The sequence below is a fragment of the Nocardia sp. NPDC058114 genome, assembly GCF_042884695.1.
Classification (GTDB): Bacteria; Actinomycetota; Actinomycetes; order Mycobacteriales; family Mycobacteriaceae; genus Nocardia.
Genome location: NZ_JBHVTK010000002.1, coordinates 617,294 through 631,746, shown reverse-complemented (window position 1 = coordinate 631,746; position 14,453 = coordinate 617,294). Strand labels below are relative to the sequence as shown.

General features: G+C 68.2%; 14 protein-coding genes. 8 read left to right on the top strand and 6 right to left on the bottom strand.

Features of this window, described 5'->3' with window-relative positions; translation table 11 throughout:
* Positions 1 to 7: 7 nt before the first annotated feature.
* Positions 8 to 1,186, top strand: coding sequence for an alpha/beta hydrolase family protein (locus ACFVVI_RS11460; protein ID WP_387445192.1), 1,179 nt, complete (start codon positions 8 to 10; stop codon positions 1,184 to 1,186).
* A gap of 112 nt (positions 1,187 to 1,298) precedes the next feature.
* Positions 1,299 to 1,700, top strand: coding sequence for a helix-turn-helix domain-containing protein (locus tag ACFVVI_RS11455; RefSeq protein WP_378995579.1), 402 nt, complete (start codon positions 1,299 to 1,301; stop codon positions 1,698 to 1,700).
* A gap of 25 nt (positions 1,701 to 1,725) precedes the next feature.
* On the opposite strand, the gene ACFVVI_RS11450 is transcribed toward ACFVVI_RS11455, so the two are convergent.
* Positions 1,726 to 2,340, bottom strand: coding sequence for a TetR/AcrR family transcriptional regulator (locus tag ACFVVI_RS11450; RefSeq protein WP_387445190.1), 615 nt, complete (start codon positions 2,338 to 2,340; stop codon positions 1,726 to 1,728).
* A gap of 60 nt (positions 2,341 to 2,400) precedes the next feature.
* On the opposite strand from ACFVVI_RS11450, the gene ACFVVI_RS11445 reads away from it, so the two are divergent.
* The 3 genes from ACFVVI_RS11445 (at position 2,401) to ACFVVI_RS11435 (ending at position 5,933) form a co-directional block, all read left to right on the top strand.
* Positions 2,401 to 3,393, top strand: coding sequence for a patatin-like phospholipase family protein (locus ACFVVI_RS11445; RefSeq protein WP_387445188.1), 993 nt, complete (start codon positions 2,401 to 2,403; stop codon positions 3,391 to 3,393).
* Between the two features lie 157 nt (positions 3,394 to 3,550).
* Positions 3,551 to 5,023, top strand: a complete 1,473-nt coding sequence (locus ACFVVI_RS11440) for a flavin-containing monooxygenase (protein WP_387445187.1) — start codon at positions 3,551 to 3,553, stop codon at positions 5,021 to 5,023.
* Positions 5,024 to 5,099: 76 nt separating this feature from the next.
* Positions 5,100 to 5,933 (top strand): SDR family oxidoreductase, encoded by an 834-nt coding sequence (locus ACFVVI_RS11435; RefSeq protein ID WP_387445186.1) that lies wholly within the window; start codon positions 5,100 to 5,102, stop codon positions 5,931 to 5,933.
* Positions 5,934 to 5,951: 18 nt separating this feature from the next.
* Here the strand turns inward: ACFVVI_RS11435 and ACFVVI_RS11430 are convergent, their stop codons facing one another.
* The 3 genes from ACFVVI_RS11430 to pepN form a co-directional block, all read right to left on the bottom strand.
* A complete protein-coding gene (locus ACFVVI_RS11430) occupies positions 5,952 to 6,542 on the bottom strand; it encodes a ClpP family protease (protein ID WP_378995589.1) in 591 nt (196 codons plus the stop codon).
* Positions 6,543 to 6,674: 132 nt separating this feature from the next.
* Entirely contained in the window at positions 6,675 to 7,280 is a 606-nt protein-coding gene (locus ACFVVI_RS11425) for a ClpP family protease (protein WP_378629942.1), read from the bottom strand.
* A gap of 177 nt (positions 7,281 to 7,457) precedes the next feature.
* Positions 7,458 to 10,049, bottom strand: a complete 2,592-nt coding sequence (gene pepN / locus ACFVVI_RS11420) for an aminopeptidase N (protein WP_387445185.1) — start codon at positions 10,047 to 10,049, stop codon at positions 7,458 to 7,460.
* 255 nt (positions 10,050 to 10,304) lie between these two features.
* Here pepN and ACFVVI_RS11415 point away from each other — a divergent pair, with 255 nt between their 5' ends.
* On the top strand, positions 10,305 to 11,141 hold the full coding sequence (locus tag ACFVVI_RS11415) for a phosphoribosylaminoimidazolesuccinocarboxamide synthase (protein ID WP_378995596.1): 837 nt from the start codon (positions 10,305 to 10,307) through the stop codon (positions 11,139 to 11,141).
* A gap of 84 nt (positions 11,142 to 11,225) precedes the next feature.
* On the opposite strand, the gene ACFVVI_RS11410 is transcribed toward ACFVVI_RS11415, so the two are convergent.
* The gene (locus tag ACFVVI_RS11410; RefSeq protein ID WP_378995598.1) at positions 11,226 to 11,582 is read right to left on the bottom strand and encodes a winged helix-turn-helix transcriptional regulator; all 357 of its coding nucleotides are present in this window, start codon (positions 11,580 to 11,582) and stop codon (positions 11,226 to 11,228) included.
* A gap of 21 nt (positions 11,583 to 11,603) precedes the next feature.
* Here ACFVVI_RS11410 and ACFVVI_RS11405 point away from each other — a divergent pair, with 21 nt between their 5' ends.
* Positions 11,604 to 12,527, top strand: coding sequence for an NAD(P)-dependent oxidoreductase (locus tag ACFVVI_RS11405; protein WP_387445183.1), 924 nt, complete (start codon positions 11,604 to 11,606; stop codon positions 12,525 to 12,527).
* A gap of 104 nt (positions 12,528 to 12,631) precedes the next feature.
* Here the strand turns inward: ACFVVI_RS11405 and ACFVVI_RS11400 are convergent, their stop codons facing one another.
* The gene (locus ACFVVI_RS11400; protein ID WP_387445182.1) at positions 12,632 to 13,426 is read right to left on the bottom strand and encodes an NAD(P)H oxidoreductase; all 795 of its coding nucleotides are present in this window, start codon (positions 13,424 to 13,426) and stop codon (positions 12,632 to 12,634) included.
* A gap of 68 nt (positions 13,427 to 13,494) precedes the next feature.
* On the opposite strand from ACFVVI_RS11400, the gene ACFVVI_RS11395 reads away from it, so the two are divergent.
* Complete coding sequence (locus ACFVVI_RS11395; protein ID WP_378995603.1) at positions 13,495 to 14,442, top strand: AraC family transcriptional regulator; 948 nt, start codon at positions 13,495 to 13,497, stop codon at positions 14,440 to 14,442.
* Positions 14,443 to 14,453 lie beyond the last annotated feature (11 nt).

Below are 14,453 nucleotides of genomic sequence, written 5' to 3'. Positions count from 1 at the left end.
TGCTCGGGTGATCGCAGCGGGTTGCCTGGCGCTGTCCGCGCCGGCCTGTGCCCAGGACAGCAGGCCCGCCGAATTCGCCACGGCCGCACCGCTTTCCGCGTTCTACAACCCCAGCGCGGAATCGATTCCGGGACAGCGTGGTTCGGTGATCCGCGCGCAGCCGCTCACCGGTGCGCAGGCGGTGCCGGGTGCTCGCAACTTCCTGACGCTGTACCGGTCACTGGACGCACAGGAGAAACCCGTCGCGGTATCGGGAACACTCGCGGTGCCCGAAGGCGTGGCGCCCGCGGGTGGTTGGCCGCTCATCTCCTGGGGGCCGGGTAGCACCGGGGTCGCCGACGTCTGCGCGGCCTCGCGATCCGAAGGCTCATCCCCGAGCAGGGACGAACAGGCTCGCTGGGTGGCCAAGGGGTACGCGGTGGCCAGGACCGACTATCAGGGTTTGGGGACACCGGGCGGTCACGGGTACATGATCGGCGAGACCGAACAACGCGCGATGGCCGATATCGCCACGGCGGCAAGGGAAATCGACAAGACGGTCGGTTCGCGCTGGGTGGCGATGGGGCATTCGCAAGGTGGACACGCGGCCCTGTTCGCCGCCGTCGACGCCGCGGGATGGACGCCGAACACGCCGCTGCTCGGCGCCATCGCGCTGGCGCCCGCCTCGCACCTGGGCGAACAGGTGCGGATGGCGAAGTGGGCGGCGTCGAATCCGCTGGGCAAGCTGGGTACGGGCGAGGTGTCGGTATACCTGCCGCTGCTGGTTCGCGGCGCCCAGACGGTGACCGATGTGGACCCCGCCCGATTCCTCACCGGCCGGGCGCAGTCGCTGCTGCCGGTCGCCGACTCCGAATGCACCGGCGGGCTGCGCGACAAGAGCAAGTGGGGCGGCCTGTCGGCGAAGGACGTGTTCACCGCCGACGGCGATGTCTCCGGGCTGCTGCGAGTCCTCGACGACAACGACCCGAGCGGCCTGCGATTCACCGTCCCCGTTCTCGTCCTCCAAGGCCGTTCCGACCTCACCGTCCCGCTGCAGGCGACGGACGCGATGGTCGCCGAACAGCAGGGGCGAGGCGAGTCGGTCGACTACCGCAAGTACGACGACGTCGACCACAGCGAGATCGTCTCCGCGTCCTTCGCCGACGCGCTCGGCTGGGCAGACACCCGCTTCGGCATCACCCGCTGAGTTTTTTTGGAGCGCTGGCGCGCTCGAGCGGGGCCCTTCGGGCCCCTTACGCTGGTTACGCCCAGAGCAGAAGAGCCGGGTGTTTCGGTCCGGGGATCCCTACGCTCGGAGTATGGGCGAGCACAGCGGGTTGCGGGTGATTCCAGGCGGACGCGGCGAACAGCAGTCGCGGCCGGAACCACTCTGGCGTGAGGCGCTGGGTGAACGGCTGCGCGCGCTGCGCCTGGAACAGCGCTCCACCCTCGTCGATACCGCGGGCCGGGCGGGTATCTCGCCGCAATATCTCTCCGAGGTCGAGCGCGGGCGCAAGGAGCCATCGAGCGAGATGATCGCCGCCCTGGCCGGCGCCCTCGGTACTTCGCTGGGGGATCTCGTCGCGCAGGTAGCCGAATCCATGCGCAGGCACGCCCTCGTGCCGACGCGCGCGGTCGTGCTGGGCGGGCAACGCCAGATCGCTCCCTCGAGCTCCGCTCCTCTCGCGTCGGCCCCGAACGCTGTCCTGCTCGCCGCCTGATCAGGCCGTCACCATGCCGTGGTGGTCAGCCGTCCACTGCCGCGCTCGTGCGGCCGGCGGCGATCTGGCTGCGGAGTAGGTCGACGATCGCGCTGACGGGGAGTTCGGGGTCGATCGCGCGCTGTACGCCGAGGCCGATTCCGAGCGAGAGTAGTTGCAGCGCCGCATCTTCGGCGGAAAGTGGGAGTTCTAGGCCGAGTTGATCGGCCTGCGTCTGGATCACCGAGGCGAGCATTGCCGTCAGGGTGCGTCGGCGCTCGGCGAGTTCGGTGCGGATCTCGGGCATGTGCCGGGTGCTCGTCGCGAACTCGACTTCCAGCGCGGTCCAGCCGACATCGCCGATGTTCTCGTCGGCCCATCGCGCGAATCCTTCGATCCGCTCCGACAAGGTGTCGTGCGCCAGCATCGCGTCCACGAGCGACTGGGCGCGCTCCACGTGGACGACGTCGAGCACGGCCAGGCCCAATTCGTGCTTGGTCGCGAAGTTGGAGTACACCGCGCCCTTGGAGAACCCGGCCTCGGTGGCCACCTTCTCCAAGGGGGTCACGTTGTAGCCGTCGGCCATGAACAGCCGTTTGGCGGTCTCGACCAGTCGTTCACGCGTGTGGGCGTGCGACTCCTTGCGCGTCATCCTGGCCATGTGCAGGAGTTTAGCAAAATGGACTACCGCTGGAATTCAAATACCGTTAGTATTCGAAATATGACTACACGACGTGGCGTAGCGATCGGCTGTGGTGGCCTGCTCGGCTTCGCCTGGACCGCCGTAGCCCTCGACGCCGTCGAACGCGCGCTGAACTGGGACACCCGTACCGCCGATGTCCTGATCGGCACCTCAGCGGGCGCGGAACTCGTGGCGACCCTCGGCTCCGGGCGTACCCCCGCCGACCTGCTCGCCGCACTCGACGCCGCTCCCGGTGCCGACCCGATCCTGGCCGGTCATGTCGCCGTCGACCCCGGCAGATTCCCGCCGCGCCCAAGACTCGGATTCCCCGGCCTCGGCCTGGTCGGCGCCGGTCTGCGTGCCAATTCGCCCTACACCGCGCTGGCCGGACTCCTGCCGCGCGGCGGCGGCGACGCCGACTGGTTGCGTTCCTTCGGTCAGGCGCTGGCCGACCCGAGCGGCTGGGTGCGCCACCCCGCGACCTGGATAGTCGGCGCCGACGCGGCAACGGGTGCGCGAGTTGCCTTCGGAGCGGGTGACACTCGCATCGCGACGGCCGGTAGATCGGTCGCCACTGGCGCGCAGGCGGTCGATCTGGGTGATGCGATCGCCGCGTCCTGGGCCATTCCCGGTTGGTTCCCGCCCGTGCGAATCGGCGGCAAGAACTACGTCGACGGCGGTTCGGTGTCGTCGGTGTCGGCCGATCTACTTGTGCCACTCGACCTCGATGAGCTGGTGATCATCGCGCCGATGACATCCGAGGGCGGCGCACCGGCCACCGGCCTGAACCGGGTCGAACGCCTGCTCCGTACGCAGATGACCCGCGGACTCGATCGCGAAGTCGCGCTGCTGCGCGCCGCGGGCACCCGCGTGATCCGCGTCGAACCGGGTCCCGAGGAACTCGCCGCCATGGGCCCGAACTTCATGGATTCGGCGCGGCGCCCGGCCACCATCGCCGCCGCCCGTCGCAGCGCCGCCACCCGGGTCGCCGACGCCCTGCGCGCTTCCACGCTCGCGAACCGGCCCGCATGATCCGCCCGGCTCAGCGGCGGCGCCGCACCCGATCTCCTGGATCCACTCGGTCACCGGCGGATGCGCGCTGCTTCGCTGTCGGGTCGCCGGTCTCGGATTTCGTCAGCTCGCGCGTCGGGATCGGCGCACCACTCGTTTCGTTCGAAGGAGAAGTCGTATGAGCCGCCAGCACGAAGTTGTTGTGATCGGAGCGGGAGTTTCCGGCATCTGCGCGGCGATCAAGTTGATCGAGGCCGGGATCGAGGATGTGGTGATCGTCGAGAAGGCCGCAACCTTCGGCGGCACGTGGCGGGCCAACACCTATCCCGGCTGTGCCTGTGATGTGCCGTCCGGCCTGTACTCGTTCTCCTTCGCGCCGAACAGCGAGTGGTCGCGGCTGTTCGCGACCCAGCCCGAGATCCTCGACTACGTCGACCGGGTGGCGCGCGAGCACGGGCTGGCCGAACACACCCGCTTCGGGGTGGAAGTGGTCGGTTCGCGGTTCGACGAGGCGGCGCAGCTGTGGCGGCTGGAAACCAGCGAGGGCCCGCTGAGTGCGCGCTTCGTCGTGTCGGCCGCGGGTCCGTGGAACGAACCACGCCTGCCCGAGATTCCGGGTCTGGCCGAATTCCCCGGCGAGGTCTTCCATTCCGCGCGCTGGAACCACGACTACGACCTGCGTGGCAAGCGGGTCGCGGTGGTCGGGTCCGGTGCGTCCGCGGTGCAGTTCGTGCCCGCGATCCAGCCCGAGGTCGCTGAACTGCACCTGTTCCAGCGCACCGCGCAATGGGTGCTGCCGAAACTCGATCACCGCGTGCCCGGCTTCGAGAAGAAGGTGATGCGCCGATTCCCGTTCGCGCACAAGGCCTTGCGCTCGACCGAGTACGCGCTGATGGAAGGACTCGGGGTGGCGTTCCGGCATCCACGGCCGCTGATGCAGACCGTGCAGGCCGTGGGTTCGGCGTATCTGCGTGCCGTGGTGCGTGATCCGGCGCTGCGGGCGAAGCTGCGGCCGGACTACCTGCTCGGCTGCAAGCGAATCCTGTTCTCCAACAGCTATCTCCAGTCGCTGACCAAGAGCAATGTCGACGTGCACGCCACCGGGGTCGCCGAATTCCGTGGCAACACCGTGGTCGGCGCCGACGGCACCACCGCCGAGGTCGACGCCGTCATCCTCGGCACCGGCTTCCACATCCTCGACACCCCGCTGGCCGACATCGTGCGCGGCGCCGACGGCCGTACGCTGGCCGAGCATTGGAAGGGCTCACCCGAGGCCTACCTCGGCACCGTCACCACCGGTTTCCCCAACGCTTTCACCGTGCTCGGCCCCAGCCTCGGCACCGGCCACTCGTCGGCGTTCGCCATCCTCGAAGCCCAGGTCGCCTTCCTCGTCTCGGCGATCGAGCGGGCCCGCCGCGAAGGCTGGGCGGCGCTGGACGTGCGTCCCGAGGTACAGGCGCGCTACGTCGACCAAGTACAAACCGCGCTGGCGAGCACCGTCTACAACGCGGGTGGTTGCCACAGCTATTACATGGATGCCAACGGCCGCAACAGTTTCAGCTGGCCCTGGTCCACCGGGGAGCTCACCACCCGGGTCAGTGCGTTCGACCCCGCGGACTTCACCATCACCGACGTGACGGTGTCCGCGTGAGCGCTTCCATCGCACGCCCGTCGAGCGACACCGGCTGCGCGACACACACATCGACCACCAGACGAGAGGCCACACAATGAGCTACCCACGGATCGATCTCGCGGGCGCGACGATCGCGATCACCGGCGCCGCGCGCGGCATCGGGCTGGCCACCGCCCGGGCGTTCGTCGAGGCGGGCGCCTATGTCGCGCTCGGTGACCTCGACGAAGCCATGGCCGTGCAGGCCGCCACCGAACTCGGCGACCACGCGATGGGCCACGTGCTCGACGTCACCGACAAGGCTTCCTACGCGGCGTTTCTCGAGGCGACCACCCGGTGGCGCGGCCCGCTCGACGTGCTGGTGAACAATGCCGGCGTGATGCCGAACGGCCCGTTCCTGGAGCAGTCCGACCGGATCGACCAGCTCACGATGGACGTCAACGTCTTCGGCGTCATCCACGGCATGCGGCTGGCGCTGCCCGCGATGGTCGAGCGCGGCTACGGTCACGTCGTGAACGTCGCCTCGCTGGCGGGCAAGTTCCCGCTCAAGGGCCTGGCCGTGTACAACGCCAGCAAGTACGCGGTGGTCGGCCTGACCGCCGCTACCAGGCTGGAAATGGATGGCACCGGTGTCAGCGTGAGCGCGGTCCTGCCGTCGGCGGTGCGTACCGAACTCAGTTCCGGCATCGACTACGGCATCCTGCCCGCCGTCGATCCGGAGGACATCGCCGCCGCTGTTGTCCGCTCCGTCAGGACTCGGGCAGCCGAGACCGCGGTGCCCGGCTATGTCGGACTGATGGCGAACGCGTCCGGTTTGGTGCCGGAGCCGGTATTGCGGGCCTTGCGCAAGGTGGCGCACGACGACGCCGCGATCAACGGCGTCGACGACAGTGTGCGGCGGGTCTACCTGGACCGCATCGAAAAGCAGTGAGCGGCGGGTAGACCGGGATCACTCCCGCTCGTGCAGGACCTGATCGACCAGTCCGTACTCGAGCGCGGTCTCGGCCGTGAACACCCGGTCGCGGTCGGTATCGCGGCGCAGGGTTTCCGGGGTCTGGCCCGTGTGCTTGGACAGGATCGCCTCGATCGCCGCGCGCATCCGGACGATCTCGTCAGCTTGCAGGATCAGGTCGGGGATGGTGCCCTGGCCGCGAGTCGCCGGTTGGTGCAACACGATTCGGGTGTGCGGGAGCATCGCGCGATGACCGGCCGCGCCACCGGCGAGCAGGACGGCTCCGACGGCGATCGCCTGGCCGACACAGGTGGTGTGCACCGGCGCCTTGATGAAGCGCATGGTGTCGTACACGGCGAGCATGGCGGACAGGTCGCCGCCTTCGCAGTTGATGTAGAGGCTGATCGCCTGGCCGGGACTGTCGGATTCGAGGTGCAGCAGCTGGGCGATGAGCGCGTTGGCGACGCCGGAGTCGATGGGGGTGCCGAGGTAGACGATGCGTTCGCTGAGCAGGTGCGAGTAGATGTCGGTGATCCGCTCACCGCCGCCGCGATGCTGCGACACCACATTGGGAATCGTGTAGGTCATGAGATCACTGCCCGCCTCTCCGCGTATTTCTGCCTGATTCGTCTGCCTCGTGGATCGTGTCGGCGGCAGGCGGTTGTGCTGTTACCCGTGTGCGTGCGCAGTCAATGGCGGCTGTCGGCGCGGGAAATAGTTTCATGCGGTGATTCCGATGCGGTGGCGGTTCGGGACGACCTGATCGAAGGACTCGACGATGTGGTCGATGAACCCGTACTCGAGGGCCTGGGGTGCGGTGAACCAGCGGTCGTGCAGCGAGTCCTCGTAGACACGGTCGAACGGCTGGCCGGTGTCGTCGGCGATGAGGCCCAGCACGGTGTCGACGGTGTAGCGCAGGTCATCGGCCTGCACCTCCACCTCCACCGCGCTACCGCCGATCCCCGCCGAGCCCTGGTGCATGAGGACGCGGGCGTGCGGCAGGGCGTACCGCTTTCCCGGTGCACCGGATGAGAGCAGGAATTGACCTGCGCTGCAGGCCAATCCGAGCGCCAGGGTGGACACCTCGCACGGAACGAGGCGCATCACGTCGCGGATCGCCAGCATCGACGGCACCGAGCCGCCGGGGGAGTGGATCCACAGCGAGATCCCGGCCTCGGGGCTCTGGGCGCCGAGGGTGAGTAGTTGGGTGATGAGCAGGGTGCCGTTGTCGTCGTCGAGGGGGCCGTCGAGGACGAGGATTCGGCGGCCGAACAGTTGTTCGCGGGCTCGCCAGCTGAACATCGGGGTCTTGTCGTCGTGTGCCATGGGTCCACGGTGCCTCGCGCACACCCCCTGGCGCCGCCGTTGCTGCCCCCAGCAGATCCGCTCACAGCAGCAAGGTCGGTCGCCCCAAGCTCCAGCGCAGGCGCGAGCCTCGGGCGGGCTCCGGACAGGGAAAGGGCCCGGTGTGGCGAAATCGCGGCACCGGGCCCTTCGGTCGAACTACTTGGCGTCGAATTCCCGTGCGCGCAAGGAGCGTTCGATGCCCGCTCGGCCCTCGGAGACCAGGCGGTACAGGGCGGGTGGGTGGTCGCCTGCCAGGAACTCGTCTGCCTTGGTGACGGCTTCCTCGCTGATCGCCCAGTGCGGGTACAGCCCGATCACGACGGTCTGGGCGACCTCGCTCGAGCGGCGGTCCCAGACGGCGGGGATCTCGGCGAAGTACTTGTCCACGTACGGTGCGAGCACCGCACCCTGACCGGCCGGGGCGAACCCGCCGACGATGGCGCGGGCGGTGATGTTGGGCACCGAGTCGTCGCCCATCACCGTGTCCCACGCCTGCGCCTTGACCTCGGGGATCGGGCGTGCGGTGGCCGCGGTGGCGGCCTGGCGTTTACCTGCCGCGGTCGGGTCGCCTTGCAGTTCGGCGTCGATGGTCGGCGAGGCCGGACCGTCGGCGTCGATCCGGCCCGCGGCGGCCAGCGCGGTGATGATGCGCCAGCGCAGGTCGGTGTCGACGGTGAGACCGGGCAGACCGGCCGCCGCCGGGTCGGCGTCGAGGAGCCGCGCCAGCACCTCGACGTGGCGCGATTCCAGCTTCGCCCCGGTCAGTGCGTTGACGAAGGCGAGCTGATGGTCCGAACCCGACTCGGCGGCGCGGGCCAGCTCGAGCAGCCGGTCGGCGTATGCCGCCCAGCCTTCCTGCTCTGCCCACGCCGGATCGGCGTAGCTCGAGATGGCGGTGTTGGCCTGCATGAGCAGTCGCTGCACCACCCCGATCTCGGACTCGGAGCCGATCCCGCGCTGCACGAGCGCCACGAAATCGCGGGCCTTCATCTCGGCCTGGCGGGTCATCTCCCAGGCGGCCGACCAGGCCAGCGTGCGCGGCAGCGAGTCGGCGATGTCACCGACGCGCTGCACGACCACGTCGAGCGAATCGGCGTCCAGACGCAGCGAGCAGTAGGTGAGGTCGTCGTCGTTGACCAGAACCAGCGCACCGCGCGGCACGCCGACCAGCTCGGGCACCTCGGTGCGCCCGGTGGCGTCGAGGTCGAGTTCGACCCGGTCGGTGCGCACCAGCTTGCCGTCGACATCGTCGTAGACACCGATCGCGATGCGGTGCACGCGGTACTCGCCCGCACCGGGCGCGGCACCTTCCTGCACAACCGCGAAGCTCGAGAACGTGCCGTCCGCCGCGACGACGAAATCGGGGCGAAGGATGTTGAGGCCGGTGGTCTTGAGCCACTGCGCACCCCAGTCCGACAGGTCACGACCCGAGGCCTTCTCCAGCGCCGCGAGCAGATCGTCGAAAGTGGCGTTGCCGTAGGCATGTTCGGCGAAGTAGTCGCGCAGCCCCGCCAGGAACGGCTGGAGTCCTACGTAGGCGACGAGCTGCTTGAGCACCGAAGCGCCCTTGGCGTAGGTGATTCCGTCGAAGTTGACCTCCACCGCGTGCAGGTCGGGGATGTCGGCGGCGATCGGGTGGGTCGAGGGCAGCTGGTCCTGGCGGTAGGCCCAGGACTTCTCCACATTCGCGAAAGTGGTCCAGGCGCTGGTGTATTCGGTGGCCTCGGCCTGGCACAGTACCGAGGCGAAGGTCGCGAACGACTCGTTCAGCCACAGGTCGTCCCACCACTTCATGGTGACCAGGTCGCCGAACCACATGTGCGCCATCTCGTGCAGCACGGTCTCGGCGCGACGCTCATAGGACGCGCGGGTCACCTTGGACCGGAACACATAGTCCTCGAGGAAGGTGACAGCGCCGGCGTTCTCCATCGCGCCCGCGTTGAACTCCGGCACGAACAGCTGGTCGTACTTGCCGAAGGCGTACGGCACGCCGAAGTTGTTGTGGTAGAACTCGAAACCCTGTTTGGTCTCGGTGAACAGCCGTTCGGCGTCCATGTGGTCGGCCAGCGACGCACGGCAGTACAGGCCCAGCGGGATCTCGCCACTCGCGTCGGTGAAGGTGTCGGACCACTTCGCGTACGGACCCGCGATCATGGCGACCAGGTAGGTGCTCATCCGCGGGGTGGTGGCGAAGGTGTGGCGCACGACCGCGCCGATCTCGTGCTGCTCGATATCGGCGCCGTTGGAGATCACGGCCCAGTCCTCGGGCGCGGTGGCGACGATGTCGAAGGTGGCCTTGAGATCGGGCTGATCGAAGCAGGCGAACATCCGCTTGGCATCGGCGGTCTCGAACTGCGAGTACAGGTACACGTTGTCGTCGGTCGGATCCACGAAGCGGTGCAGCCCCTCACCGGTGTGCGAGTACTCGCAGTCGGCCTCGACCACCAGCTCGTTGTTCTCGGCCAGCCCCGGCAACGCGATCCCGGTCGACTCGTCGTAGGAGCTCACATCGAGCGCGACGCCGTTGAGCACCGCCGACCGCACGCGCGGAGCAACCAGATCGATGTAGGTGTCGGCACCGGGGGTGGCGGTGAAGCTGACAGTGGTCTTCGACCCGAAGGTGTCGGACACCTCGGACCCCGCTCCGCGCGGCTGATCGGTGAGGTCGAGTTCGATCCGGTAGTTCTGCACGGCCACTACGGCCGCGCGTTCGACCGCCTGGTCGCGGGTGAGATTCGGGGCGGACATTGATCTCCTTCGTCGTCGACGAACACGGCACGGTAGTTCGGCGTCCACAATGCCACTTGCCGTCGGCCCCCGCTCACGAGTTTCGCGCCCACGCCGGCGTGACGGTCGTGCGGCCACCCTCCGGCCGTGGCGCGGATCACGAGGAGAGCGACCGACTCCGCGTCGCGGTGACCAGGCGTGATTCGGCCCTCGGGGCCGTCTGTACAGTTCGTACATACTCAGTATGTAGACGACCCATGATTCGGAGGCTCGACGTTGAAGCATGTGCACGCCGGGAAAGTTCGTGACCTCTACGAGGACGGCGATACCCTGCTGCTCGTCGCGTCGGACCGGGTCTCGGTCTACGACGTGGTGCTGCCGACGCCGATTCCCGACAAGGGCGCGCTGCTGACGCAGCTGTCGAACTGGTGGTTCGAGTACTTCACCGGAATCCCGAATCACGTGGTCTCGGCGACCGACGTGCCCGCGGAGTTCGCCGGACGTGGGATCCGGGTGAAGCCGTTGAAGATGCTGGCTGTCGAGTGCATCGCGCGGGGATATCTGACCGGGTCCGGCCTCAAGGAGTACCAGCGGTCGGGGACCGTGTCGGGGATCGCGCTGCCCGCGGGGTTGCGTGACGGCGACAAGCTGCCGGAGCCGATCTTCACGCCGTCGACGAAGGCGTCCGAGGGCCACGACGAGGCGATCAGTTTCGCCGACGTGGTGAACCAGGAGGGCCGTGAGGTGGCCGAGAAGCTGCGCGATCTGACCCTCGAGATCTACTCGCGCGGGGCCGAGCACGCGGCGAAGGCCGGCGTGATCGTGGCCGATACGAAGGTCGAATTCGGGTGGGACGGTGACGTTCTCACCCTCGGTGACGAGGTACTGACCTCGGACTCCTCGCGCTTCTGGCCCGCCGACGAGTGGGAGCCGGGTCGAGCCCAGCGCTCCTTCGACAAGCAGTTCGTGCGCGACTGGTCGACCTCCACCGGCTGGAACAAGGAATACCCGGGCCCCGAGATCCCCGCCGATGTCGTCGAAGGCACTCGCCGCAAGTACGAAGAGGCCTACGAGCGCATCACCGGCCAGAAGTGGGCCGGAATCCAGGCGTGACGCGAGCGGCGCCGGTCGACGCACCGGCGCCACCATCGTTCGCCCGTCGAACACGGTGCGGGCCCGGCGTGGTCCTGTGGCGCGTCAGTGCACGGGTGCGTCGACGCCTTTGACCGCGCAGATGTGGTTCATGTTCTCCCTACCCCAGGCGCCGAGTGCGGCAAGGGCCGCGTTGAGCGACACCCCGCGCTCGGTGAGTGAGTACTCGACTTTCGGGGGAACCTGCGCGTAGACCTCGCGATGGATGATCCCGTCGTGTTCGAGCTCGCGCAGTTGCTGGATCAGCATTTTCTCGGTCACGCCGGGAATCAGGCGTTTCAGGTCGCCGAAGCGCTGGGTGCCGGTGGACAGGGCCCACAGGATCAGCGCTTTCCACTTGCCGCCGACGACGTCGAGCGCGGCGTCGAGTTCGCAGGAATACGGACGCACTCGCTGCTGCATGATGTCCTTACTTACCTTTTGGTGGGTATTGCACTTCATAGTCGGTACTTGTCGATTGTAGCGCAGCAGGCAAATCTAGAAGTGCGTTGCCGAACCGGCAGCAAGAACTTCGACGCAAAGGCAGCTATGACGAATTCAACGGCAGCACAGCGTGTTTCGGTGATCGGTCTCGGTGCTATGGGCACTGCGCTGGCCGAGGCGCTGTTGGCGGGCGGTCATCAGGTGGTGGTGTGGAACCGCACCGCGGCGCGGGCCGAAGCGCTGGTGGCCCAGGGCGCGCGAGTGGCCGCGACCGCGGCCGAGGCGATGGCGGCGGCCGATCTGGTCATCCTGTGTGTTCTCGACGACGCTGCCGTGCGCGAGCACATCGAGCCCGCCGCAGCGCTGGTGCGGGGCCGCACGGTGGTCAACCTGACCACCACGACGCCCGAGCAGGCGCGTGCGCTGGGCAGGTGGGCCGCGGCCAACGAGGTCGAGCTGATCGACGGCGGCATCATGGCATCGCCCGAAATGATCGGCGGCGCGGCTTCGCTCGTGATCTACAGCGGGGCGACCGCGGCATTCGATCGTCACCGGTCGGTGCTGGAACTGTTCGGCCGGGCCGAATTCGTCGGCGCGGATCTCGGTGCCGCCGCCATGTACGACCTGTCGATCCTCGGCGGGATGTATGCCATGTTCGCCGCGTTCCGTCAGGGCGGCACGATGGTTCGCACCACCGGCGGCACCGCGGCGCACCTGGCCGCGCTGATGGTCCCGTTCCTGCAGGCGATATCGACCTCGTTGACCGCGCAGGCCGTCGGCATCGACACCCCCGCCGACTACGTGCAGATCCAGAGCGACGAGTTCACCGCCGCCGCCATCGATCTGATCGACAAGGCGGCGGTCGAATCAGGCACGTCCACAGACCTTTTCGGTGTGCTGCACCGTACGCTCACCGGGCTCTGAGCCGATTCGCGCCGCCACCGAGAGCCGGTGGTGGCGACGAGATCAGCGCGCGGCCTGGTGTTCGGCCGACCGGCGCGGTGGGGCGGTCGGCCGAACGGTCGTTGTCAGGCGGCGACGCGACTCGCGGCGAGCAATGCGTCGACGAAGCCCTCGGCTTTCGCGTCGAAGGCGGCGTAGTGGGTGGTCCGCGCGTCCCCGCTGATCGCCTCGCCGATCACGAGATTGCCTTCGGCGTCGAGACTTTGGGGCTGCTCCTCGGCATCGGGAAGCAGGCCGACCCGCGAGTCGGCGAAACCGCTGTAGTAGGCCAGGCCCTCGTTGAGCTGGGCTTCCAGTAGCTGCTGCATGCCGGGGATGATCGCGTCATCGGCTGTCGCTCCGGCCAATCCGAGCCACAGGATGCGCTTGCCTGCCAGCCGCGGCTTGCTGCGGCCGTAGGCGAAACCGTAGTTCCATACGGCGTCGATCCAGCCTTTGAGCAGGGCGGGCACACTCTGCCAGTAGACCGGGAACACCACGACCACAATGTCTGCGGCCAGCATGCGCCGCATGTGCGCCTCGGCGGTGGGGGAGTAGACCTTGTCGCGGTTGCCCCACTCGGGCTGGTCGGCGACGGTCATCCGCGGGTCGAAGTTCTCGGTCTGCAGATCGAGGAAATCGACCGTGTACCCGGCGGCGGTGAGGCGGCCGACGGCGCGGTCGGCGACATGGGCGGACAGCGAGTCGGAGCGGTGATGGCCCAGGACTACGAGCGCGGTGGGACCCGGTGCCGAGGGATCGGTGGTGCTCGATCCGGTGGTGGTCAGGTCGGCGGTGGCAGTCGTGGTGGCGGCGGACTGGGTCACGGTGAGCTCCTGTTCGATCGGGTGCGGGCTGGTCGGCCCGGTCGCTTCAGTCAACCGTGGATCGCGTGGACGATCTATGGGCGATCATCTCAAGTCGATAGGAATTCGTCTACGCTGGTGGAGTGGACCCGTTGAGTTCGTTGCTGAGCGGCATTCGTGCCGAAGGATCGGTCGTGGCCCATGCGGTACTGCGACCACCGTGGACGATTCGTTTCGCCGACCGTGCGCCCTTGATCATGGTGACGGTGCTGCGTGGCGGCGGCACCCTGGTGCTCGCTGACGGATCACGCACGACTCTGATCGCCGGTGACACCGCGCTCGTGCAAGCGGGTGAGCCCTTCCATCTGGCAGACACGCCCGCCGCGCTCGGCCGTCCACACGAGCGCTACGAGCTGTCCTGTTTCGTGCCGGACGGCTTCGGTCCCACCGACATCAGTTGTGCGACATCGGAATTGATCGTCACGCCGGCGACAACCGGTGCGCCCGGCGAGACTTCGCTGCTCGTCGGCGCCTATCGGGCATCGGGGCGACGCCACGAACGGCTGTTGCGAGCGCTACCGCAGGTGATGGTGGTCCACGAAGACCCGGAAATGTGTTTGTGGCTGGAACAATCCGCCGCCGACGCGGTCCGGTTCAGCGCGGGCTCGCAGGCACTGATGGACCGGCTGCTGGACTGGGCGCTGGTCTGCACGCTGCGCTCCTGGCTGGCCGAACAGCAGCATTGCGCGCCCGCCTGGTACCGGGGGATGGCCGACCCGATCGTCGGCCCGGCGCTCACCGCCATCCACGACCGGCCGTTCCACCGCTGGACCGTGGCGAGCCTGGCCACCGAGGCGGCGGTCTCGCGCGCCCTGTTCGCTCGGCGCTTCACCGAGGTGATGGGCGAACCGCCACTGGCCTACCTCACCGAATGGCGCATGGCCGAAGCCGAAGAGCTGCTCGCCGACCCCGCGCGCAGCGTCGCCCAGGTGGCCACCACGGTCGGCTATTCCGACGCCTTCGGCTTCAGCGCGGCCTTCAAACGACTCCGCGGGACGAGTCCCACCGAGTTCCGGGCCGCGCTGGTGTAGGCGGGCATCGT